Below are 21,761 nucleotides of genomic sequence, written 5' to 3' on the forward strand. Positions count from 1 at the left end.
ATCAGTCCTTCGTTCCTGCGTCCAGCGGATCGTCCGCGATCCGGGCGTAGAGGTAATGGTCCTGCCAGATGCCGTTGATCCTGAGATAAGATCTTAACAGTCCTTCGCGCCGGAATCCGGCTTTTTCAAGCACGCGGATCGATCGAATGTTGTCGGGAATACAGGCGGCTTCGATCCGGTGCAACCTCAGCGTATCGAAGGCGAACCGGGCCACGACCTTGACCGCGTCGGTCATCAGGCCGCGGCCGCCGAAGCGCTCGCCGATCCAGTAGCCGACATGGCCGCTTTGCGAGACACCGTGGCGTATGTTGCCGAGCGTGATGCCGCCGGCCAGCTTGCCGCTCGACTTCTCGAAGATGAAGAAGGCGATCGCGGTTCCCTGCGCATAATCTTCGCGGTAGCGGCTGATGCGCAGGCGCCATGCCGTGCGGTCGAGTTCATCGGGGGTCCAGCGCGGCTCCCACGGCTCCAGGAAGGCGCGGCTTTCGCCGCGCAGCGTCGACCATTCCCGATAGTCATTGGTGTATGGCACGCGCAACGTGACGAGATTGCCCTTCAGCGCCGGCAGGTCACGGCGAAAGAAAGGGAGCGCGAACACGGCGCTTGGGGGACTTAGACGGCGAGCCTGCGGGCCGTGGTCTGCGTGCCCGGAAGCGAATCGAGGATCGCCTCATATGGTGCCAGCGTACCCACGGGCCCGACAGCGGTGAGCGTCGGTTTGGTTGAGAACATCCGCGACGACAGGTCTGTCAGCCGCCCCACCGTCAGCGCCGACAGGCGCTCCATCAATTCCTCCTTGGCGATCGGCCTGCCGAATAAAAGCAGTTGCCTTGCGATCTGCGAGGCGCGGCTGGCCGGGCTTTCGGCGGACATGATCAGCCCTGCGCGATACTGCGCGCGCGCGCGGTCGAGTTCTTCCTGCAGGATGTTCTCGCCGGCCTTCTGCAGCTCGTCGATGATGACAGGCACGAGTTCGGCGATGTCGCTCTGGCCCGTCGCGGCGTGGACGCCGAAAATGCCGGTGTCGGAAAAGCCCCAGTGGAAGGCATAGACCGAATAACACAGGCCGCGTTTCTCGCGGACTTCCTGGAACAGGCGCGACGACATGCCGCCGCCGAGGATCATCGACAGCACCTGCGAGGCATAGAAATCGCGCACGTGATAGGCGCGGCCTTCGAAGCCCAGCACGATCTGCGCGTCCATCAGGTCGCGGTCCTCGCGGAAATCGCCGCCGACATATTGCGCATATTGCGGGATGGTGCTGTCGGCCTTGCTGCGGAAGCCGCCGAGCTGCTTCTCCACCTCGCGCACGAAATTGTCGTGCTTGATGTCGCCGGCAGCCACGATCACCATCCGTTCGGCGCCATATTGGCGTTCGATGAAATCGTGCAGCTGCTTGGAGGTGAAGGATTTGACGGTTTCCGGCGTGCCCAGGATCGAGCGGCCGATGGTCTGGTGGCGAAAGGCCGTCTCGGTGAAACGGTCGAAGACGATATCGTCTGGCGTATCGTGGGCGGCGCCGATCTCCTGCAGGATGACGTGCTGCTCGCGCTCGAGTTCCTGCGGGTCGAATTCGGACTCCTGCAGGATGTCGGCGAGGATGTCGACGGCCAGCGGCACGTCGTCGCTGAGCACCCTGGCGTAGTAGGATGTGGTCTCGACACTGGTGGCGGCATTGATCTCGCCGCCGACATCCTCGATTTCCGATGCGATTTCGAAGGCCGTCCGTCGCTTCGTGCCCTTGAACGCCATGTGCTCGAGCAGATGGGCCATGCCATGCTCTTCGTCACGTTCATTGCGGGCACCGGACTTGACCCAGGCACCCAAGGCAACCGATTCGATACTTGGAAGGGTTTCGGTGGCGACTGTCAGGCCGTTCGACAGACGGCTTACCTCAACACCCATATGGTTCGTACTCCCTAACGCGCCGCCCGCGCGCGGCGGCTGACGTAATCTTCCACCATTTTCAGGTCGGATGGAAGTACCGTGTATTTTTCCTCAAATGTCATCAATCCGCCTAGCCATGCGGGCAGGGCCGGCGAGACGCCGCTGGCGGCCTCGACGGCGGCCGGAAATTTGGCCGGGTGCGCTGTGCCCAGCACCACCATCGGCACGGCGCTTGCCGCCTTGCCAGCCGCGACATGCACGGCTGCCGCCGTGTGCGGGTCGAGCAGGTAATTGCTGGCCGCGAGCGTCGAACGGATGGTGGCGGCGACCTCGTCCATGGTGGCGCGGCCGGCGTCGAACTCCGACCGCATCCCATTGATTTCACGGGCTTCAATGGTGAAGGCGCCGGACTGCTTCAGGCCGTCCATGTAGCGTCGCACGGTCGCCGCGTCGCGGTTGGAGGCTTCGAACAGCAGGCGTTCGAAATTCGACGAAACCTGGATGTCCATCGAAGGCGAAGTGGTCGCAAAGACACCCTTGGTGCGGTACTCGCCGGTGGCGAAAGTGCGCGCCAATATGTCGTTGTCGTTGGTGGCGATGACCAGCCGTTCGATCGGCAGGCCCATTTTCTTGGCGGCATAGCCGGCGAAGATATCGCCGAAATTGCCGGTCGGGACGGTGAACGACACCGGTCTGTCCGGCGCGCCGAGCGACAGGGCCGAGGAGAAATAGTAGACGATCTGGGCCATGATGCGCGCCCAGTTGATCGAATTGACCCCCGACAGCGCCACCCGGTCGCGGAAGGCGTGGTCGTTGAACATGTCCTTGAGCAGCCCCTGGCAGTCGTCGAAATTGCCTTCGATCGCTAGCGCATGGACGTTTTCCGCCTTCGACGTCGTCATCTGCCGCTGCTGCACCGGCGAAACGCGGCCATGCGGGAACAGGATGAAGATGTCGGTGCGGCTGCGCCCGGCAAAGGCGTCGATCGCCGCGCCGCCGGTGTCGCCTGACGTGGCGCCGACGATGGTGGCATGCTGGTCGCGTTCGGCAAGCACATGGTCCATCAGCCGGGCGAGCAGCTGCATCGCCACATCCTTGAATGCCAGCGTCGGCCCATGGAAGAGTTCGAGGACAAACGTGTTGGGGCCGGTCTGGACAAGCGGGCAGACCGCCTCGTGACGGAACGTGGCATAGGCTTCGCGCACCAGGCGCTCGAAGACCGGCGCCGGAATTTCGCCGCCAAGGAACGGCGACAGCACGCGGATCGCGAGATCGGGATAGGCAAGGCCACGCATGGCACGGATATCGGAAGCTGAAAACTGCGGCCACTCGCGCGGCACGTAAAGCCCGCCATCGCGTGCCAGCCCCGCCAGCACGGCATCGGAAAATCCAAGCGCGGGTGCTTCCCCGCGCGTACTCACATATTGCATATCTCAGTCCCGTTGCCGCTTGGCTTTTCCGTTCACCACAAGGTGGTTAATTTCTGTGCCGGCTCCAGTCGCATTTTTGCCGCGCCGTTGATATACGTCACCAGCTTTACGAGAGGGAAGTGCAGTTTCATGGCGTTTCGTACATCAAGTGGCCGCTTTTTGGCGGGTCTTGCGCTCACCGGCTTTATGCTCGCCGCCGCCGGCTGCCAATCGGGCGACAATGGCATCCTTAACCTCGGTTTCGGCAAGAAGGACCCGACGGCGCCTCCGCCTCCGCAGGATCCCAAGATTCTGGCCAGCCAGCTGAACGCCTATTGCCCGCGGGTGACGGTGCGCGACGGCACGGCCTTTTTCAACACCTATGCCAACGAGGTCAAGAAGGCCAAGCCGAAGCTCAAGAAGACCGGCGACGCCGCCGCGGATGCCGCGGCGCAGGCCGCGGCTGACGCCGCCGCTGCCACACCGCCTGATGATTCCGCGAGGATCATTTACCAGGCGTCGATTTCCGACGTGACCCGCGATTGCAGCCGTGCCGACGGACAGCTGACGATGAAGATAGCGGTTGCCGGCAAGATCGTGCCGGGAGCGAAGTTTACGCCCGGCACCATCACCATGCCGATCCGCACCGCGGTGATGCACGGCACCGACGTGCTCTATTCGCAGATTCACCAGTACCAGGTCCAGGTCACCGATCCGTCGGTCGCCACCCAGTTCGTCTTCACCGATTCCAATGTCGTCGTGCCGGCACCGACGGCGCAGGATTATCAGGTCTATGCCGGCTATGACGAAACCGCGCCGAAGGCGACGGACAAGCCGAAGAAGACCCACAGGAAGAGGGCCGCGGCGACAAACTAGTCGGGGTCTAGTCCTGATACTTTAAGGGCAACGTGCGTGGCGGCGCACGGTGCTCAGGCGTCGGCCGACCATTCCGCAAGCGCCGCGATCACGCTTTTCAGCTCTGCCCAGCGGCGGATCACCGTTTCGGCGCCGGCCTCGGTCAGCGCGTCGGCATGGCCAGGGTAGCTGTGGCTGGCGCCGGTGAAGCCGATCACCCGCATGCCGGCTGCCTTGGCGCCGGCGACGCCGTGCACGGAATCCTCGATGACGAAAGTGTTGGCTGGGTTCGCGCCGAGTCTTTCCGCCGCGAACAGGAACACGTCCGGCGCGGGTTTGGTCTTTTTGCTCGGTATTTCCAGTGCCGAGAAGATGCGGCCGGCGAAGAAGGTCAGCAGATGCACTTTCTCCAGCATGAATTCTATCCGCTCCGAGCGTGAGTTGGAGCAGATGCAGCGTTGCGCCGTGACCGAGGCGACCGCCTCGCGCACGCCCTCGATGGCACGCACATCGCTGCGCAGTTTGCGGTCGACGAGCTCTTCGGCGCGGTCGATCAGCGACGCCTGGAACGGAATCTTGGACTTCTCCTCGATCCGCATCAGTATGTCCTTGAACGTCAGGCCCGCATAGCTTTCGGCAATCTCCTCGGCCGAGATTTCATATCCGGCGAGCGTTATCAGCTCGGCCTCGACCCGCGCGGCGATGATTTCGGAATCGACGAGCACGCCGTCGCAATCGAAGATGACAAGGTCTGGCTGGGGCATGGTGATCCGGACAAAGAAAGGATGAAGCGGCCAGGAAGGCCTCAGGCGGCGCGGCATACACCAATGGCCCGGCCTTCGCAAACCTGGCAGGCGATCGCGCCGGCCTTCACCGAATATTTACGCTGATCGGTAACCATAACGGGGAGTAAACAGTAACGCGTGCCTTGGGTGTAAAAATGTCTGCCGTGCGTCTTCTCCACGAGTTGTCCCACGCTCCCCAGCAATCCGAATGGCTGGACACGATCCTCAAGGGCGACTGCGTCGCGGCTCTCGACCGCCTGCCCGAAAAGTCGATCGACGTCATCTTCGCCGATCCGCCCTACAATCTGCAGCTCGACGGCGATCTGCACCGGCCCGACCAGTCCAAGGTTGACGCGGTCGACGATCATTGGGACCAGTTCGAGAATTTTGAGGCCTATGACGCCTTCACCCGCGCCTGGCTTTTGGCGGCGCGCCGCGTGCTGAAGCCCAACGGCACCATCTGGGTCATCGGCTCCTATCACAACATCTTCCGGGTCGGCGCCAAGATGCAGGATCTGGGCTTCTGGATCCTCAACGACGTGGTCTGGCGCAAGACCAATCCGATGCCGAATTTCCGTGGCCGCCGTTTTCAGAACGCGCATGAGACGATGATCTGGGCTTCCCGGGACCAGAAGGGCAAGGGCTATACGTTCAACTACGAGGCGCTGAAGGCGTCCAACGACGACATCCAGATGCGCTCCGACTGGCTGTTCCCGATCTGCACCGGCGGCGAGCGGCTGAAGAACGACAATGGCGACAAGCTGCACCCGACGCAGAAGCCGGAAGCGCTGCTCGCCCGCATCATGATGGCCTCGACCAAGCCCGGCGACATCGTGCTCGACCCCTTCTTCGGCTCCGGCACGACAGGTGCGGTCGCCAAGCGTCTTGGTCGCCATTTCGTCGGCATTGAGCGCGAGCAGGCCTATATCGACGCCGCCAACGAGCGTATCGATGCGGTGCGGCCGCTGGAGGATGCTGATCTGACGGTGTTAACCGGCAAGCGCGCCGAGCCGCGCGTCGCCTTCGTCAGCCTTCTCGACACCGGGCTGATGCAGCCGGGCGTCACGCTGTACGACGCCAAGAAGCGCTGGGCGGCCAAGGTGCGCGCCGACGGCACGGTGGCGATCGGCGACAGCGCCGGCTCGATCCACAAGATCGGCGCCGAAGTGCAGGGGCTGGACGCCTGCAATGGCTGGACCTTCTGGCATTATGAGCGCAGCGGCGGGCTGACCCCGATCGACGAACTGCGCCGCATCGCCCGTCTCGGCATGGAGCGGGCAGGGGGCTGACCCCCTGCCGAATTATCGCGTATTGCGTTGAATCAAAATCTCAGCGCATCGCCGCAAGCGATTCAGATCGCGCCTTGATTCCCAAGCGTTCAAGATCTGCTTGAAGCGTCCTGGCATCGGTGAACAGCACGGCTTGCCAGCCCGCGGCCTTGGCGCCGTCGACATTCTTCGGGCTGTCGTCGATGAACAGCGTCGCCGAGGGTTCGAGCCCGAACGCAGCCACGTGATGGTCATAAATGTCACGATCCGGCTTGATCTTGCCGATCTCGCCGGAGATGGTCACGCCGCGTGGCCGATTGAGGAAATCGAAGCGTTCGCGGGCTTCCGCCAGAGTGTCGGAGGCGAAGTTGGTCAGCATGGTCACATCATGGCCGCTCTCGATCAGGCCAAGCATGATGGCGACGCTGTCGTCATAGGCATGCGGCACCATGTCGTGCCAGTGGCGGCGGAAATTGCGGATGTTTTCCGCATGGTCGGGATAGTCCGCAATCAGCAGCGCCTCGGCCTCTTCCCAGCTCCGGCCGCGATCCTGCTCGATGTTCCAGTCATGCGTGCAGATATTGTCGAAGAACCACTTTCTCTCTTCGGCATCGGGGATGAGGCGGCTGAACGGAATGTCTGGATCGTAGTGGATCAGCACGCGGCCGATGTCGAAAACGATGTGGCGAATCTCGGTCATGAAGCCTCTTTCAATGCGGGCGTTGCTTTTTCGTCGCGCCGGGTATCGCAGCCTCGATTGCCTTTTTCATGACAGTGGGCAGGGCCTCTTCGGAAATCTCGTGGGCGTGCGACCAGAAATGCCCTGCCGGCGCAGCACCTTTGATGTGGGCGTGAAAGACTTCGAGCTCGAGCGCGAAATGGGTGAAGACATGCGTGATTGTCCCGGCGCGCCGCCAGTCGCCGGGAAAGGGCGCCGCCGCCTGCGTGGTGGCTCCGTCCACCCGCGCGGTCCAGCCCGTTGTCGGCACCTCGGTCATGCCGCCGAGCAGACCTTTGTCCGGCCGTTTTCGCAGAAGTATGGCCCCGTCCTCGCGCATGGCGACGAAAGCAGCACCGCGTCGCTGCGGCTTGTCGGCTTTGGGCAGCCGCACCGGGAAGTTTTCAGGGTCGCCCGAAACGACGGCACTACAGCTCTCGCGCAGCGGGCACAGCATGCAGCGCGGCCGGCGCGGGGTGCAGATCGTGGCGCCGAGATCCATCATCGCCTGGGCGAAATCGCCCGGCCTCGCCGCCGGCACCATGGCCTCGACATGGGCGCGTATCTCGGTCTTGGCTTCGCTGAGCGGCGTGGTGATCGAAAACACCCTCGATATGACGCGTTCGACATTGCCGTCGACCACGGCAGCGGGGCGGTCGAAAGCGATCGCCGTGATCGCCGCCGAAGTGTAGGCGCCGATGCCGGGCAGGTCTCTCAAACCGGCCTCGGTGTCGGGAAACCGGCCGCCGCGTGCCGCCACCAGATCGGCGCAGGCCTTGAGGTTGCGGGCGCGGGAGTAATAGCCGAGCCCCGCCCAGGCCTTCATCACGTCCTCGGTCGGCGCCGCGGCCAGTGCCTCGACATCGGGCCATTTCTCGACAAAGGCTCGAAAATAGGATTTCACCGCCTCGACTGTGGTCTGCTGCAGCATGACTTCGGACAGCCAGATGCGGTAGGGATCGGGCCGCACGCCGCGTGCATGCTCGCGCGGGCTCACCCGCCACGGCAGCTCGCGATGATGCACGTCGTACCAGGCGAGCAGGCGCGACGCGGTATCGTCCGGCATTGCCTTGCGTGTCTGGGCTTTGCGTGCCTGGGTCTTGCGGGTCTGGTCTGCTGGTGCCATTGATCGTGTATTGGCCTTGCCGGTAATCTGCTGGGGTCGCGGCTGGAGAACGTACATGGCAGGGAGAACGCCCTACGGCAATCCCGTTCCGGTGAGCGATCTTGCCACCAAAATCCTCGACCCGGTGCTGCGCAAACGGGCAGGCATCTCGATTGGTCTCGTCCAGTCCTGGGAAGAGATCGCCGGGCCGCGCCTGGCCAGCCGCTCGCGGCCTGAAAAAATTCAATGGCCACGCCGCCTGCATGAGGACGATCCGTTCGAGCCGGCGGTATTGGTCATTGCCTGTGAAGGCATGGCAGCACTTCATCTGCAGCACGAGACCGGCGAGATCATCAACCGGGTCAACGCTTTCCTCGGCTTTACGGCAATAGGCCGCATCAGGATCGTGCAAAAACCGGTGACGACGGACAAGGGACGGCCTAAACCGACCTTCAGGCCGTTGACGGCGGCGGAGCAGACCAGACTGTCCAGTACGGTCGAACTGATCGAGGATGACGGGCTGCGCGCCTCGCTGGAAAGGCTTGGCGCAACCATTTTGGGTGAAAGGAAGTCAAAAACCCCTTGAAGACAGTCATGGATTTGTCGTCAACATCTCGCATTCGTGATCGCCTTTGTCAGGTTTCACGATTGGATTGGGGATGGAGATGCCTTAATTCGCGCCAACTCTCGCCTTTTCGTGCCTTTGCATTGCAAAATTCAACCCTTGTCAGGTGATTCGTATGAACCGTCCTCCGTTCGGCAAAAGTCTGTCTCGCAGAAACGTCCTGTCTTCGCTGGCCGCCATTCCGGCGGTGGCCCTGCTTGCCGCCTGCAGCGACTCCGGCGAGCAGGCCAAGGCGGCGGATGTGAAGCCCGCGGATCCGGCCGCTCCCGCAAAGCCCGCCACGCCGGCTGCCGCCAAGGTTCCCGAATCCCAGGGCAATGTCGATATGGCAGAACTGTTGAAGCCGGGCGCGCTGCCTGACAAGCAGCTCGGCAAGGATGACGCCAAGGTCACCATCGTCGAATACGCCTCGATGACCTGCCCGCATTGCGCGCATTTCGCCGAAACCACCTTCCCGGACCTGAAGACGAAGTACATCGACACCGGCAAGGCACGCTATATCCTGCGCGAATTCCCGTTCGACCCGAGCGCGGAAGCCGGTTTCATGCTGGCGCGCTGCGCCAAGGACAACTATTTCCCGATGGTGGACGTGCTGTTCAGGCAGCAGGCGAACTGGGTTGGCGTGTCGAACACCAAGGATGCGCTGCTGCAAATCTCGAAGCTCGCCGGTTTTACACAGGAGTCCTTCGAGGCCTGCTTGACGGACCAGAAACTTCTGGACGATGTGAGATCGGTCCAGAAGCGCGGCGCCAATGAATTCAAGGTCGACTCGACACCGACCTTCTTCATCAACGGTAAGACCTACAAAGGGGCGATGTCGATTGAGGAAATGTCGGCCATCATCGACCCTCTGCTCTGACGCTCGCGCAGCGCTGAAGCGGCAGCGCTTCGGCGTGCCCATCCATTTGCCTTGTCGCGGGCTCTATTCGCAAAACCGCGGAACACTTTTGAGGAACCCGCTTGCGGGGCGGCGCGAATGAAGTTTTCGCGCCTTCGCCTCCTCGGTTTCAAGTCCTTCGTCGAGCCCGGCGAGTTCGTCATCGAACGCGGCCTCACGGGTATTGTCGGGCCGAACGGCTGCGGCAAGTCGAACCTTGTCGAGGCGTTGCGCTGGGTGATGGGCGAAAGCTCCTACAAAAACATGCGCGCGTCCGGCATGGACGACGTCATCTTTTCCGGTTCAGGCACGCGGCCCGCCCGCAACACCGCCGAAGTCACGCTTTTCCTCGACAACAGTGATCGTTCGGCGCCCGCTGCGTTCAACGATGCCGACGAGTTGCAGGTGTCGCGCCGCATCGAGCGCGAGGCCGGCTCGCTCTACCGCATCAATGGCAAGGAAGCGCGCGCCAAGGATGTGCAGCTTCTGTTCGCTGATCAGTCGACTGGCGCGCGCTCGCCGTCGATGGTCGGGCAGGGCCGCATCGGTGAACTGATCCAGGCCAAGCCGCAGGCGCGCCGCGCGCTGCTCGAAGAGGCCGCCGGCATTTCCGGCCTGCACACCCGCCGCCACGAGGCGGAACTGCGGCTGAAGGCGGCCGAACAGAATTTGGAACGCCTGGACGACGTCGTCGGCGAATTGGAAAGCCAGATCGAAAGCCTGAAGCGCCAGGCGCGCCAGGCCTCGCGCTTCAAGAACCTGTCGGCCGATATCCGCAAGGCCGAAGCGACATTGCTGCATCTGCGCTGGACGCTCGCCAAGACACAGGAAGGCGAGGCACGTTCCGCGCTGGCTGTTGCCACGGCACTGGTCGGCGACCGCGCCGCCGCGCAGATGAACGCGGCCAAGGAGCAGGGCATCAGCGCTCATCGCCTGCCCGATCTGCGCGACGCGGAAGCCGCCGCTGCCGCCGCCTTCCAGCGCCTGTCGATCGCCAGGTCGCAGATAGAGGAGGAAGCCGGCCGCATTCGCAACCGCCAGGCCGAAATCGAGCGCCGCCTGCAGCAGCTCGACGGCGACATCGCTCGCGAGGAGCGGATGGTGCGCGACAATGCCGATGTCCTCGAACGGCTGCGCACCGAAGAAGCCACGCTGAATTCCGAGAACGCCGGCGCCGCGGAGCGCGAGGCCACCACCCGCGCGGCTTTCGAACAGGCGGCATCGACGCTGGCGCAAAGCGAAGCCAGGCTTGCCGCGCTGACCGCCGAACGGGCCGAGGCCGCCGCTTCGCGCCATCAGATCGAGCGCACGCTGCGCGAAACGGCCGAGCGCCGCGACCGCTTCGCCCGCCAGCTCGCCGAGGTCGACCGCGAATTGTCGGATATCCTCTCCAAGGTCGCCGGCCTGCCGGATCCGGCCGAAAAGCGCGTGCTGGTCGAACAGGCCATGGCGCTGCTGGAAGAATCCGAAGCCGCCGTGGCGCAGGCCGAACAATCGGTCATCGATGCTCGAGCCGCCGAAAGCGCTGCCCGCCCGCCGCTTCAGGACGCCAGGGCCGAACTGGCGCGGATCGAGACCGAAGCACGCACGCTGGCCAAGATCCTCAATGCCGCCAGTGGCGATCTCTTCCCTTCGGTACTGGAGCAAATCAGTGTCGAGCGCGGCTTCGAGACGGCGCTGGGTGCTGCCCTTGGCGAAGACCTCGACGTGCCGCTCGACCGCAGCGCGCCGGCGCATTGGGGCGAAAGCCAGATCCAGCCGGGCGACGCGGCACTGCCGGAAGGCATCAAGAGCCTGGCCAGCGTGGTTCGCGCCCCGGCGCAGCTTGCCCGCCGCCTGGCGCAGGTCGGCATCGTCGAGGCCGCTGACGGCCGCCGGCTCCAGGCGCTGCTTGCGCCCGGCCAGAGACTGGTCAGCCGTGAAGGCGCGCTCTGGCGCTGGGACGGCCTGACCGCCAGCGCCGATGCGCCGACGGCCGCCGCACAAAGGCTGGCGCAGAAGAACCGGCTTGCCGAACTTGATGCCGAAGCAGTGCAAGCGACACTTGTGCTGCGCCAGGCTGAGGAGGCGCTAGCACGGGCCGAGCAGGCGCTTCGCCAGGCAAGCGAGGCCGAACGCAACACGCGCCAGGCTGGACGCGACGCTCAGCACCGGCTGGATGCGGCCCGCAATGCGCTGGCCGAGGCCGAAAAGGCCGGCGGCGAGCTGGCGAGCCGGCGCGCGGCACTCGATGAGGCGCGCGCGCGCATCGTCGACAGCCATGAGGAAACCTCGGCGGCCTTCGTCGAGGCCGAAATGCTGCTGCAGGACGCGCCCGATCTCGGCGACCTGCAATTGCAGCTTGAACAGTCCTCGGCCACTGTCTCCCGCGACCGCGCCACGCTTGCCGACGCGCGGGCCGTCCATGAAGGGCTGCGGCGCGAGGCCGAGGCGCGGACGCGCCGGCTCGATGCCATCGGTGCCGAGCGCAGCAACTGGCTGGTACGCGCCGAAAACGCCTCGACCCAGATTGCCTCGCTCGGCGAGCGCAAGGCCGAGGCCGAGGCCGAGCGCGAACGGCTGGCCGATGCGCCCGATGAGATCGATGCCAAGCGGCGCGCGCTGCTGTCGCAGCTCACCGAGGCCGAGACCTTGCGCAAGGCGGCCGCCGACCGGCTGCAGGAAGCGGAAAACCGGCAGGCCGAACTGGACAAGGGAGCCACATCGGCCATCCAGTCGCTGGCCGAGGCGCGTGAGACCCGTGCCCGCGCCGAGGAAAGGCTGACGGCGGCCGACGAGCGCCGGCTCGAGGTCGAGGCGCGTATCCAGGAAACGCTGAACACGCCGCCGCATCTGGTCATCCGCCATACCGGCCTGGAAGCCGACGACCCGATCCCCGAAATGGCCGAGATAGAACGCCAGCTTGACCGATTGAAGATCGAGCGCGAACGGCTCGGCGCCGTCAATCTGCGCGCCGAGGAAGAACAGAAGGAGCTCTCCGACCGGCTCGAAGCGATCGTTACCGAGCGCGAGGATATCATCGAGGCGATCCGCAAGCTGCGGCAGGCGATCCAGAGCCTCAACCGCGAAGGCCGCGAGCGGCTGCTCGCCGCCTTCGATGTGGTCAACAGCCACTTCCAGCGGCTGTTCTCGCATCTGTTCGGCGGCGGCACGGCGGAATTGCAGCTGATCGAGTCCGACGATCCGCTCGAGGCAGGGCTTGAAATCCTTGCCCGCCCGCCCGGCAAGAAGCCGCAGACCATGACGCTGCTGTCCGGTGGCGAGCAGGCGCTGACGGCGATGTCGCTGATCTTCGCCGTCTTCCTGACCAACCCGGCGCCGATCTGCGTGCTCGACGAAGTCGACGCGCCGCTCGACGATCACAATGTCGAGCGCTTCTGCAATCTCATGGACGAGATGGCCAAGACCACCGAGACGCGCTTCGTCATCATCACCCACAATCCGATCACCATGGCACGCATGGACCGGCTGTTTGGCGTGACCATGGCCGAGCAGGGCGTCAGCCAGCTCGTTTCGGTCGACCTTCAGGCCGCCGAGGCGATGCGCGAGGCGAGCTGAAGCGTTCGGATTGGCGGCTCCGGCCAGCAGAGCAGGGTGCGGTTGGCTATCAGCCTTTGCGGTGCATGACCCAATTTACACACAGCGCGACCACGAGGCCGCCCGCAATGCCGATGCAATCGGCAACCCAGTCGAACATGTCGAGATCGCGGTCTATCAGCGTCGTGCCCTGAAGGACTTCGATGGCGGCCCCGACCAGCGCCAGGAAAATGACCAGCGTGACTATGCGCCTGGGCCAGCCAAGAGCTCCAAGAGCAGCCAGGGTGGCGAATGCGCTGGCGTGATTGACCCTGTCATTTTCGAAACCGATATCGAACCCGAATTCCTGAAGCTCGGGCACTGGCAGCAGTGCGAGGACCAGAACCGCAACGAGCGTGACGATAAAGGCGGTCGATATGGCCACCGAACAAAAGTTCATCTGCTCCAACAATCTTCGAAGAGAGCTGACATCGGTCCGAGGCCTTGAGCCGCAGGACGATCCAGGCCAAGCACGGATCAGGCCTCGGCGCAACCATCCGGTGGCAATGGGATGGCTGGGGCGCCAGGATTCGAACCTGGGAATGTCGGTACCAAAAACCGATGCCTTACCACTTGGCGACGCCCCAATAGCCGTCAGAGTCGCTTGTGCGGCGCGTTATTAGCAGAGCAGCCGAAAAGCACAATGGTTATGAGCGATGGCAGGAACGCCCAAATCGAGCAATCCACAAATGCCACCGGATCCCATTCGGGAAGGCTATTTGCCCCAGACAGCCAGCTCGTTGCCGGCCGGATCGACGAAGTGGAAGCGCCGGCCGCCGGGAAACGGGAAGATCGGCTTGATGATCGTGCCGCCTGCACTTTCGACGGCGCCGAGGGTTTCCTCGAGGTCGTCGCTATAGAGCACTGGCAGTGGCTGGGCAGGTGCTTCCGCGGTATCCGCCTGAAAACCGCCATCCAGACCCTCGGCAAAGGCCGAATAGGTCGGCCCGTAGTCGGTGAACGACCAGGCAAAGGCGGCACTGTAGAAAGCCTTCAACCGGTCCAGCGTGCCGCCGGTCGCCGGCATTTCCAGATAGTCGAGCTTTCCGGTCAGTTTCATGGGGCACCTTTTTGTTCCCTTTATGTTCTAGTCATCAAGTGGTGAGGTGGCAAGTCTTTTTGACGTATGCCGAAGCGAGGCTTTTTCTTAATCGATTGTAGCGGCGGGACGGCTCTGCCGGCGCTTGCCTTTCGCACTGCAGCATCATATCGCTCCAAAGTCGGACCAGGGTGGAACTTTCCGTTTCGCCAATCTTTCCAATCTCCTGCAACCGGAGAGCAAAGCATGACCAAATGGGTTTTCACCTTTGGCGATGGTGCGGCGGAAGGCCGTGCCGGCGACAAGAATCTGCTGGGCGGCAAGGGAGCCAACCTGGCCGAGATGTGCAGCCTGGGCCTGCCGGTGCCGCCAGGCTTCACCATCACCACCGAGGTCTGCAATGCCTATTATGCCAATGGCCGCGCCTATCCGGCGGGGCTGGAAGGCGATGTCGCGGTCGCGCTCGATCACATCGGCCGGCTGACCGGCCGCCGTTTCGGCGATCCTTCGAAGCTGCTGCTGGTGTCGGTGCGCTCCGGAGCTCGCGCCTCGATGCCGGGCATGATGGACACCGTGCTCAATCTTGGCCTCAACGACGAAACGGTCGAGGCGCTGGCCACCGATTCCGGCGATGCGCGCTTTGCCTATGACAGCTACCGCCGCTTCATCCAGATGTATTCCGATGTCGTCATGGGCCTCGATCACGAGGTGTTCGAGGAAATCCTCGAAGACCAGAAGGCAAGCCTCGGCCATGAGCTCGACACCGAACTGACGGCCATCGAATGGCAAGGCGTCATCGCGCTCTACAAGGCCAAGGTCGAGGAAGAGCTCGGCAGGCCGTTCCCACAGGATCCGCAGGAGCAGCTCTGGGGCGCCATCGGCGCGGTGTTCTCGAGCTGGATGAACAACCGCGCCATCACCTACCGTCGCCTGCACGACATCCCCGAAAGCTGGGGCACGGCGGTCAACGTCCAGGCCATGGTGTTCGGCAATATGGGCGAGACCTCGGCCACCGGCGTCGCCTTCACGCGCAACCCTTCGACCGGCGAAAAGCAGCTCTATGGCGAATTCCTGGTGAACGCACAGGGTGAGGATGTCGTCGCCGGCATCCGCACGCCGCAGAACATCACCGAAGCCGCCCGCATCGCAGCCGGTTCCGACAAGCCGTCGCTGCAGAAGCTGATGCCGGACGCCTTCCAATCCTTCGTCACCATTTCCGACAGCCTGGAAAAGCACTATCGCGACATGCAGGACCTCGAATTCACCATCGAGCGCGGCAAGTTGTGGATGTTGCAGACCCGCTCGGGCAAGCGCACCGCCAAGGCGGCGCTGAAGATTGCCGTCGAAATGGCAAGGGACGGCCTGATCACCAAGGAGGAAGCCGTCGCCCGCATCGATCCGGCCTCGCTCGACCAATTGCTGCACCCGACCATCGACCCGAAGGCCGCGCGCGACGTCATCGGCGTCGGCCTGCCGGCCTCGCCTGGCGCTGCCACCGGCGAGATCGTCTTTTCCTCCGGCGATGCGGAAGACTTGAAGGCACAGGGCCGCAAGGCGATCCTGGTGCGCATCGAGACCAGCCCCGAGGACATCCACGGCATGCACGCCGCGGAAGGTATCCTGACCACGCGCGGAGGCATGACCAGCCATGCCGCCGTCGTCGCGCGCGGCATGGGCAAGCCTTGCGTGTCTGGCGCCGGCTCGCTGCGCGTCGACTACAAGGCCGGCACGCTGCTCTCGATGGGGCAGACCTTCCGCAAGGGCGACATCATCACCATCGACGGCGGCAACGGCCAGGTGCTGAAGGGCGCCGTGGCGATGCTGCAGCCCGAACTGTCCGGCGATTTTGCCGCCATCATGGAATGGGCGGACGCCGTGCGCCGGATGAAGGTGCGCACCAATGCCGAAACCCCGCTCGATGCCCGCATGGCGCGTTCTTTCGGCGCTGAAGGCATCGGTCTCTGCCGCACCGAGCACATGTTCTTCGACGGCGCCCGCATCGTCGCCATGCGCGAGATGATCCTGGCCGACACCGAAAAGGATCGGCGCGCCGCCCTTGCCAAGCTTCTGCCCATGCAGCGCTCGGATTTCCTGGAATTGTTCGAGATCATGGCCGGCCTGCCGGTGACAATACGCTTGCTCGATCCGCCGCTGCATGAATTCCTGCCCAAGACCGAGGCCGAAATCGCCGAGGTCGCGGCCGTCATGAATGTGTCGCCCGACAAGCTCAGGCAGCGCACCGAGGCCTTGCACGAATTCAATCCGATGCTCGGCCATCGCGGCTGCCGGCTGGCCGTCTCCTATCCCGAGATCGCCGAGATGCAGGCACGCGCCATTTTCGAGGCCGCCGTCGAGGCCGGCCAGAAGGCCGGCGCGCTGGTCGTCCCCGAAATCATGGTGCCGCTGGTCGGCCTGGTGAAGGAGCTCGACTATGTGAAGGCGCGCATCGATGCGGTCGCCAAGAGCGTCATGGAGGAGAGCGGCGTCAAGATCGACTACCTCACCGGCACGATGATCGAACTGCCGCGCGCGGCGATCCGCGCCCATGTCATCGCCGCTACAGCCGAGTTCTTCTCCTTCGGCACCAATGACCTCACCCAGACCACGTTCGGCATCTCGCGCGACGATGCGGCCTCGTTCCTGGAGACCTACCGCCAGAAAGGCATCATCGAGCAGGATCCATTCGTCTCGCTCGACATCGACGGCGTAGGGGAATTGGTGCGCATGGCCGCGCAAAAGGGCAGGGCGACGCGCCCCGACATCAAGCTCGGCATCTGCGGCGAACATGGCGGCGACCCGGCATCGATCCGCTTCTGCGAGGAGGTCGGGCTCGACTATGTGTCGTGCTCGCCCTATCGCGTGCCGATCGCCAGGCTGGCGGCCGCGCAGGCCACGGTACAGGTGGCGAAAGCGGGGCGCGGATAGGGAGATCAAGGCATTGCGTAATCGCACCGAGATGAAGCGGCAACGCGCTGTCTGAAGGGCAACGGCTCGTCAGGCTGCCGAAATGGCGCGTGCACCAGGGCAGTCAAATTGCCGCGCCATGCATTTTTCTGCTATCCATCGTCCGATTTCCGCCTTCATGCGGGTCTTTGGATGCCGGCTTGAAATCGCCAATCAGGAATTCGGTTTGATGCGTCTGCTGCAAAGACATCTCTGCATGATCGCCATGTCGTTGGTGGCTGTATCCAGCGCCCATGCCGCGACGCTGGTCGAGCCCACGCTGCACATCAAGCCCGCGGCGAGCGGAGCGGGCCGCGTTGCGCTCACGCTTGATGCTTGCGACGGACGGACCGACACACGCATTCTCTCGGCCCTGGTGGAAAACAAGATCCCCGCCACCATTTTCGTCACCGGCATCTGGCTGAAGCGCAATGCCGCGGCCGTCGAGATCATGCGGGCGCATCCAGACCTTTTCGAACTGGAAAATCACGGCGGCCGCCACATTCCGGCGGTCGACACGCCACAGAAGATCTATGGCATAAAGAGCGCCGGCAGCCCGGATGCCGTGCTGGCCGAAGTCGAGTCGGGGGCCGCGGCACTCGCCAGGACCGGCGAGCCGACGCCCAAATGGTTCCGCGGTGCAACTGCCGAATACAGCCCCTCGGCGATCGCGATGATCCGCAAGCTCGGCTTCAAGATTGCCGGCTTCTCGATCAATGGCGATGGCGGTTCGCTGCTCGGCGCCAAGGAAACCGCCAAGCGCATCGCCGCGGCCAAGGACGGCGACGTCATCATCTCACACATCAACCAGCCGACCCACGCCGCCGGCGAGGGCGTGGTGCAGGGCCTGCTGGCGCTGAAAGCCAAAGGCATCATCTTCGTGCGCCTCGACGATGCCGACGGCACAGGCAATCACGGCACCACGGACTAATTCCGCAGGACGAGCTGGAACTGACCCCTACTCAACCCGGCGTGGCTTCGATTGTCACCTTGCTGGCGTAGAAAGCACCGTGGTCGCGGATTTCGGTCATTTCGTCGAAAGGCCGCTCATAGGCCCACATCGCGTTCTGACCGGCTTCGCCGGCAGGCAGCACGCTCCAATAGCTGGCATCGCCCTTGTAAGGGCAATGGGTCGAGTGTTCGGTGCCGCTCAGCCTGTCGAAATCGATGTCGGCGAACGGAATGTAGAAGACGGCGGGATAGGGCGCTTCGCTCAGGACCTTGGCCTTCGTGGACGACGCGATGACCGTATCGCCAGCGCGCACCGTGACGGTGCCGACATAGGGTTCGATGGTGATGATCTTGTCGGGGTTGCGCTGGAAGCCGGGTGCCGGGTTGGCGATCTTGTCCATGCTGGTTCTCCTTGCGTGGCCCCTTAAAGTGTGGCGGGCACAGCTGTTGCGCAAGGTGGGTTCACATCACGAAAACAGGCGCGCCAATCACCAAGGCGTGGCGCTGCAGCGCTTCGAGTGGCAGCCGTGGCTCAGGCGGCGGTCTTGAATGCGTCCATCAGTCCGGCATAGGCGGCCGCGATGCCCGCAACCGGGTTGCTGCTCCTGGAAACGGTCTCGACCTTCAGCGAGCCGCCGCCGGTCGGCAAGGTGAGCAGCAGGAACTGGCGATTGCCTCCAGCGCCGACGGATGCGGCCGCGACGTGCTGGCCTTCCCCCTCGTTCTGGACGCACATCTTGAACAGGAGCGTGCCGCCGACCGCTTCGAGCGCGCCGCCGACAACTTCAACAAATTCGTCTTCGGAAACAGTCTTTTCGTCCGGCACCAGATCGGCCAGGCTTTCGGCAAGTGTGCTCTCAAGGGCTTTGTCGTCGAGCTGCGTGTCCATGCGAACCTCTTTCAGTCGCCAATCGCCCCCTTTACCCGTTAACGAAGCTTAACGCCGACGATGGCCGGATTGTGGCGGATTTCCCAGTCAATTCGTGGGATAGGACACCGTAGCGCCTGCAGTGTTTTCGACCCTCCTGCCATCGCGGTGGCACGAATGCCCAGCAGTCCAAAATCCAAAACATGTCAAAATTCAACTGCTTGCCGTTGCGGCACGGACCCTGAAATTCGTGTGCCGCGCGAGCGGGTGACTGGACAATCCGCCGGTTCGCTTCACAATGCGCCAAAGCTACGACGCAAAATGCGCGAGGGAGGAGGAACCGGATGCTGGGGCTGATGCAGGAATGGCCGCTGCTGTGCCACAAGCTTATCGACAACGCCGAACGGCAGCATGGGGTGCGCGAGATCGTATCGCGCTCGATCGAGGGGCCCATCGTGCGCACCACCTACGCCGACATCCATCGTCGTTCTCTCAAGGTCGCCCAGCGGCTGGAGCGGGACGGCTATGGCTTGGGCGACCGTATCGCCACGCTGGCCTGGAACACGGCGCGCCACCTCGAGGCCTGGTACGGCATCATGGGCGTCGGCGCGATCTATCACACGCTCAATCCGCGCCTGTTTCCCGAGCAGATCGTCTGGATCATGAACCATGCCGAGGACAAGGCGGTCTTCGTCGACCTCACCTTCATTCCTTTGCTGGAAAAGATCGCCGGTGCCGTCAAATCGCTGAAGAAGGTGATCGTGCTGACCGACAAGGCGCACATGCCACAGACGACCTTGCCCAATGCCGTCGCCTATGAGGACTGGCTTGACGAGGCCGATGGTGACTTCGCCTGGAAGGCCTTCGACGAAGGCACCGCCGCCGGCATGTGCTACACATCAGGCACCACAGGCGATCCCAAGGGCGTCGTCTACAGCCACCGCTCGAACGTGCTGCACGCCATGATCGCCGCCATGCCCGACGCGATGGGGCTGTCGTCGCGCGACACGATCCTGCCGGTTGTGCCGATGTTCCACGCCAATGCCTGGGGCCTTGGCCAGAGCGGGCCGATGATCGGCGCCAAGCTGGTCATGCCCGGCTGCAAGATGGACGGCGCCTCGATCTATGAGTTGCTCGACACCGAGAAGGTAACCTTCAGCGCCGCCGTACCGACCGTCTGGATGATGCTGCTGCAATATCTGGAGGAGACCGGCAAGAAGCTTCCCTATCTCAACAAGGTCGTCATCGGCGGTTCTGCCTGTCCACGCGCGATCATGACGAAGTTCCATGACGATTACGGTGTCGAGGTCATCCATGCCTGGGGCATGACTGAAATGTCGCCGCTCGGCACGCTGTGCACCTTGAAGCCGGAATATACCGCTCTCCAGGGCGAGGCTCGGCTTGATATCAAGCAAAAGCAGGGCTACCCGCCCTTCGGCGTTGAAATGAAGGTGACCGATGACGAGAACAATGCGCAACCCTGGGATGGCAAGACCTTTGGCCGCCTGAAAGTGCGCGGCCCGGCCGTCGCTCGCGCCTATTATGGTGGCGCCGGGGCGGAGCAATTCGATGAGGACGGCTGGTTCGATACCGGAGATGTCGCTCACATCGACGCCGGCGGCTACATGCAGATCACCGATCGTGCCAAGGACGTCATCAAGTCCGGCGGCGAATGGATTTCGACCATCGATCTCGAGAATCTGGCCGTCGGCCACCCGGACGTGGCGGAAGCTGCGGCGATCGGCGTCCATCATTCGAAATGGGGCGAGCGGCCCTTGCTGGTCGTCGTTACCAAGCCCGGCAAGGAGCCGACCAAGGCGGATATTCTCCACTTCATGGATGGCAAGGTGGCCAAGTGGTGGATGCCCGACGATGTCGCCTTCGTCGGCGAAATACCGCATACCGCCACCGGCAAGATCCAGAAGATCACCTTGCGCCAGCAGTTCAGGGACTACCGCTTGCCGACGGATTGAGGGGATGTTGCGTGTTTCGGCTTCAAGCCGCCGCGAAAAGGCACTAAACCTCCGTCCGGGTTGGGGCAACGCAGAGAACCATGGTTAGCATTCCCGAACGGCGAACGTCGAAGGCTGCCGGCTGGTCGCGGCGCACGGCCGCGTTTTCAGCGGTGCTTTTGCTGACCGACTTCGCCGGCCACCGCTTCGATCTCGTCGAGACGCCGGTGTTCCTGTGGGTGCTCGGCATCGTCGCGCTGCTCGCGGCGCTGGCGCTGCTGTTCGCCGCCTTTGCCTTTTCGAGACTATGGAAATTCGGCGATCGCGGCGGCCGCGACCTGACCGTCGGCGCCTTGCTGGCACTGCTGGTGCTGGTCCCCTATGGCGTTGCCGCCTACTGGGCGACGATCTATCCGCCGCTCAGGGACATTTCGACCGATTTCGATGAGCCGCCCGCGCTCGACGTCAGCGAGCGGACAAAGGACATGAATGTGCTGTCCCCATCGACGCCGGGCGAACAGAGGCTGCAGGCCGACAGCTATCCATTGGTCACCGCGCGCAGCTACGACCTGCCATTCGAGACCATCGTCAATGCCGTCGAAACCGTGCTCGACCGGCGCAGCTGGGATCTTTCCGAACCCTATCCCGACCTTGCCGGGCAAAGCGACGTGACCATCACCGCTGTCGCCAAGGGTTTCGTGCTCGGCCTTCCGGCCGATGTGGCGATCCGCGTGACGGACGATGGCGATAGCGTGATCGTCGACATGCGGTCGGCCTCGCGTTACGGCCGCTACGACCTTGGTGACAATGCCGCGCGCATCACCGATTTCCTGGCGGAACTGGATCAGGAAGTCGCCGGCCAGGTCGGAGCGGCTCCGGCCGAATAGGCATTTTCCCACGGAT

Annotated in this window: 19 protein-coding genes and 1 tRNA gene; 9 read left to right on the forward strand and 11 right to left on the reverse strand. The window is 63.6% G+C overall.

From position 1 onward, the window contains the following. Position 1 precedes the first annotated feature (1 nt). Genes AB4Z43_RS18430 through thrC form a run of 3 tightly spaced genes read right to left on the reverse strand, consistent with a single transcriptional unit; the run spans position 2 to position 3,317 of the window. On the reverse strand, positions 2 to 598 hold the full coding sequence (locus AB4Z43_RS18430) for a GNAT family N-acetyltransferase (RefSeq protein WP_010914906.1): 597 nt from the start codon (positions 596 to 598) through the stop codon (positions 2 to 4). A 14-nt stretch (positions 599 to 612) separates the two neighbouring features. After that, positions 613 to 1,905: a M16 family metallopeptidase gene (locus AB4Z43_RS18435; RefSeq protein WP_038645432.1), complete on the reverse strand. Its 1,293-nt coding sequence runs from the start codon at positions 1,903 to 1,905 to the stop codon at positions 613 to 615. 14 nt (positions 1,906 to 1,919) lie between these two features. Next, the gene (gene thrC, locus AB4Z43_RS18440) at positions 1,920 to 3,317 is read right to left on the reverse strand and encodes a threonine synthase (RefSeq protein WP_019857007.1); all 1,398 of its coding nucleotides are present in this window, start codon (positions 3,315 to 3,317) and stop codon (positions 1,920 to 1,922) included. 129 nt (positions 3,318 to 3,446) lie between these two features. On the opposite strand from thrC, the gene AB4Z43_RS18445 reads away from it, so the two are divergent. Further along, complete coding sequence (locus tag AB4Z43_RS18445) at positions 3,447 to 4,172, forward strand: hypothetical protein (protein ID WP_027046620.1); 726 nt, start codon at positions 3,447 to 3,449, stop codon at positions 4,170 to 4,172. Positions 4,173 to 4,225: 53 nt separating this feature from the next. Here AB4Z43_RS18445 and AB4Z43_RS18450 read toward each other — a convergent pair whose 3' ends face one another. After that, positions 4,226 to 4,915 carry an HAD family hydrolase gene (locus AB4Z43_RS18450; protein ID WP_441938673.1) on the reverse strand — a complete coding sequence of 230 codons (690 nt, stop codon included), beginning with the start codon at positions 4,913 to 4,915 and terminating at the stop codon, positions 4,226 to 4,228. Between the two features lie 176 nt (positions 4,916 to 5,091). On the opposite strand from AB4Z43_RS18450, the gene AB4Z43_RS18455 reads away from it, so the two are divergent. Next, positions 5,092 to 6,225, forward strand: coding sequence for a site-specific DNA-methyltransferase (locus AB4Z43_RS18455; RefSeq protein ID WP_019857009.1), 1,134 nt, complete (start codon positions 5,092 to 5,094; stop codon positions 6,223 to 6,225). Positions 6,226 to 6,265: 40 nt separating this feature from the next. Here AB4Z43_RS18455 and AB4Z43_RS18460 read toward each other — a convergent pair whose 3' ends face one another. Next, positions 6,266 to 6,904: an HAD family hydrolase gene (locus AB4Z43_RS18460; protein ID WP_019857010.1), complete on the reverse strand. Its 639-nt coding sequence runs from the start codon at positions 6,902 to 6,904 to the stop codon at positions 6,266 to 6,268. Between the two features lie 10 nt (positions 6,905 to 6,914). Further along, complete coding sequence (gene mutY, locus AB4Z43_RS18465) at positions 6,915 to 8,048, reverse strand: A/G-specific adenine glycosylase (RefSeq protein WP_441938674.1); 1,134 nt, start codon at positions 8,046 to 8,048, stop codon at positions 6,915 to 6,917. Positions 8,049 to 8,103: 55 nt separating this feature from the next. Here mutY and AB4Z43_RS18470 point away from each other — a divergent pair, with 55 nt between their 5' ends. The 3 genes from AB4Z43_RS18470 to smc all read left to right on the forward strand — a co-directional run bounded on the left by AB4Z43_RS18470 (position 8,104) and on the right by smc (position 13,087). Further along, a complete protein-coding gene (locus AB4Z43_RS18470) occupies positions 8,104 to 8,613 on the forward strand; it encodes a DUF721 domain-containing protein (RefSeq protein WP_019857012.1) in 510 nt (169 codons plus the stop codon). Between the two features lie 154 nt (positions 8,614 to 8,767). Next, positions 8,768 to 9,511 (forward strand): DsbA family protein, encoded by a 744-nt coding sequence (locus tag AB4Z43_RS18475; protein WP_027046623.1) that lies wholly within the window; start codon positions 8,768 to 8,770, stop codon positions 9,509 to 9,511. Between the two features lie 117 nt (positions 9,512 to 9,628). Next, positions 9,629 to 13,087 (forward strand): chromosome segregation protein SMC, encoded by a 3,459-nt coding sequence (smc, locus tag AB4Z43_RS18480; protein WP_441938675.1) that lies wholly within the window; start codon positions 9,629 to 9,631, stop codon positions 13,085 to 13,087. 49 nt (positions 13,088 to 13,136) lie between these two features. Here smc and AB4Z43_RS18485 read toward each other — a convergent pair whose 3' ends face one another. The 3 genes from AB4Z43_RS18485 to AB4Z43_RS18495 all read right to left on the reverse strand — a co-directional run bounded on the left by AB4Z43_RS18485 (position 13,137) and on the right by AB4Z43_RS18495 (position 14,165). Then, positions 13,137 to 13,505, reverse strand: coding sequence for a hypothetical protein (locus tag AB4Z43_RS18485; protein ID WP_441938745.1), 369 nt, complete (start codon positions 13,503 to 13,505; stop codon positions 13,137 to 13,139). A 112-nt stretch (positions 13,506 to 13,617) separates the two neighbouring features. Then, positions 13,618 to 13,692, reverse strand: a tRNA-Gln gene (locus AB4Z43_RS18490). Between the two features lie 128 nt (positions 13,693 to 13,820). Further along, a complete protein-coding gene (locus tag AB4Z43_RS18495; protein ID WP_038645446.1) occupies positions 13,821 to 14,165 on the reverse strand; it encodes a VOC family protein in 345 nt (114 codons plus the stop codon). A gap of 225 nt (positions 14,166 to 14,390) precedes the next feature. On the opposite strand from AB4Z43_RS18495, the gene ppdK reads away from it, so the two are divergent. Continuing rightward, positions 14,391 to 17,069 (forward strand): pyruvate, phosphate dikinase, encoded by a 2,679-nt coding sequence (ppdK, locus tag AB4Z43_RS18500; protein ID WP_441938676.1) that lies wholly within the window; start codon positions 14,391 to 14,393, stop codon positions 17,067 to 17,069. A 208-nt stretch (positions 17,070 to 17,277) separates the two neighbouring features. Further along, positions 17,278 to 18,018: a polysaccharide deacetylase family protein gene (locus AB4Z43_RS18505; protein ID WP_441938677.1), complete on the forward strand. Its 741-nt coding sequence runs from the start codon at positions 17,278 to 17,280 to the stop codon at positions 18,016 to 18,018. A gap of 31 nt (positions 18,019 to 18,049) precedes the next feature. On the opposite strand, the gene AB4Z43_RS18510 is transcribed toward AB4Z43_RS18505, so the two are convergent. After that, positions 18,050 to 18,439: a DUF427 domain-containing protein gene (locus AB4Z43_RS18510; protein ID WP_019857019.1), complete on the reverse strand. Its 390-nt coding sequence runs from the start codon at positions 18,437 to 18,439 to the stop codon at positions 18,050 to 18,052. Between the two features lie 131 nt (positions 18,440 to 18,570). Then, positions 18,571 to 18,927, reverse strand: a complete 357-nt coding sequence (locus tag AB4Z43_RS18515; RefSeq protein WP_010914922.1) for a hypothetical protein — start codon at positions 18,925 to 18,927, stop codon at positions 18,571 to 18,573. Positions 18,928 to 19,250: 323 nt separating this feature from the next. Here AB4Z43_RS18515 and AB4Z43_RS18520 point away from each other — a divergent pair, with 323 nt between their 5' ends. Both AB4Z43_RS18520 and AB4Z43_RS18525 read left to right on the forward strand, forming a co-directional pair. Next, complete coding sequence (locus tag AB4Z43_RS18520; RefSeq protein ID WP_202360390.1) at positions 19,251 to 20,879, forward strand: fatty-acid--CoA ligase; 1,629 nt, start codon at positions 19,251 to 19,253, stop codon at positions 20,877 to 20,879. Between the two features lie 80 nt (positions 20,880 to 20,959). Continuing rightward, positions 20,960 to 21,745, forward strand: a complete 786-nt coding sequence (locus tag AB4Z43_RS18525; RefSeq protein ID WP_019857021.1) for a DUF1499 domain-containing protein — start codon at positions 20,960 to 20,962, stop codon at positions 21,743 to 21,745. Positions 21,746 to 21,761 lie beyond the last annotated feature (16 nt).

It is taken from the genome of Mesorhizobium sp. 2RAF45, from assembly GCF_052115225.1.
Taxonomy (GTDB): Bacteria; Pseudomonadota; Alphaproteobacteria; order Rhizobiales; family Rhizobiaceae; genus Mesorhizobium; species Mesorhizobium jarvisii.

Coding starts and splice junctions, on each gene's coding strand:
- AB4Z43_RS18485 (WP_441938745.1), bottom strand. CDS start 13,505: ATGAACTTTTGTTCGGTGGCCATATCGACCGCCTTTATCGTCACGCTC.
- AB4Z43_RS18455 (WP_019857009.1), top strand. CDS start 5,092: ATGTCTGCCGTGCGTCTTCTCCACGAGTTGTCCCACGCTCCCCAGCAA.
- smc (WP_441938675.1), top strand. CDS start 9,629: ATGAAGTTTTCGCGCCTTCGCCTCCTCGGTTTCAAGTCCTTCGTCGAG.
- AB4Z43_RS18450 (WP_441938673.1), bottom strand. CDS start 4,915: ATGCCCCAGCCAGACCTTGTCATCTTCGATTGCGACGGCGTGCTCGTC.
- AB4Z43_RS18470 (WP_019857012.1), top strand. CDS start 8,104: ATGGCAGGGAGAACGCCCTACGGCAATCCCGTTCCGGTGAGCGATCTT.
- AB4Z43_RS18495 (WP_038645446.1), bottom strand. CDS start 14,165: ATGAAACTGACCGGAAAGCTCGACTATCTGGAAATGCCGGCGACCGGC.
- AB4Z43_RS18460 (WP_019857010.1), bottom strand. CDS start 6,904: ATGACCGAGATTCGCCACATCGTTTTCGACATCGGCCGCGTGCTGATC.
- thrC (WP_019857007.1), bottom strand. CDS start 3,317: ATGCAATATGTGAGTACGCGCGGGGAAGCACCCGCGCTTGGATTTTCC.
- AB4Z43_RS18520 (WP_202360390.1), top strand. CDS start 19,251: ATGCTGGGGCTGATGCAGGAATGGCCGCTGCTGTGCCACAAGCTTATC.
- AB4Z43_RS18525 (WP_019857021.1), top strand. CDS start 20,960: ATGGTTAGCATTCCCGAACGGCGAACGTCGAAGGCTGCCGGCTGGTCG.
- AB4Z43_RS18445 (WP_027046620.1), top strand. CDS start 3,447: ATGGCGTTTCGTACATCAAGTGGCCGCTTTTTGGCGGGTCTTGCGCTC.
- AB4Z43_RS18510 (WP_019857019.1), bottom strand. CDS start 18,439: ATGGACAAGATCGCCAACCCGGCACCCGGCTTCCAGCGCAACCCCGAC.
- ppdK (WP_441938676.1), top strand. CDS start 14,391: ATGACCAAATGGGTTTTCACCTTTGGCGATGGTGCGGCGGAAGGCCGT.
- AB4Z43_RS18475 (WP_027046623.1), top strand. CDS start 8,768: ATGAACCGTCCTCCGTTCGGCAAAAGTCTGTCTCGCAGAAACGTCCTG.
- mutY (WP_441938674.1), bottom strand. CDS start 8,048: ATGGCACCAGCAGACCAGACCCGCAAGACCCAGGCACGCAAAGCCCAG.
- AB4Z43_RS18435 (WP_038645432.1), bottom strand. CDS start 1,905: ATGGGTGTTGAGGTAAGCCGTCTGTCGAACGGCCTGACAGTCGCCACC.
- AB4Z43_RS18505 (WP_441938677.1), top strand. CDS start 17,278: ATGCGTCTGCTGCAAAGACATCTCTGCATGATCGCCATGTCGTTGGTG.
- AB4Z43_RS18515 (WP_010914922.1), bottom strand. CDS start 18,927: ATGGACACGCAGCTCGACGACAAAGCCCTTGAGAGCACACTTGCCGAA.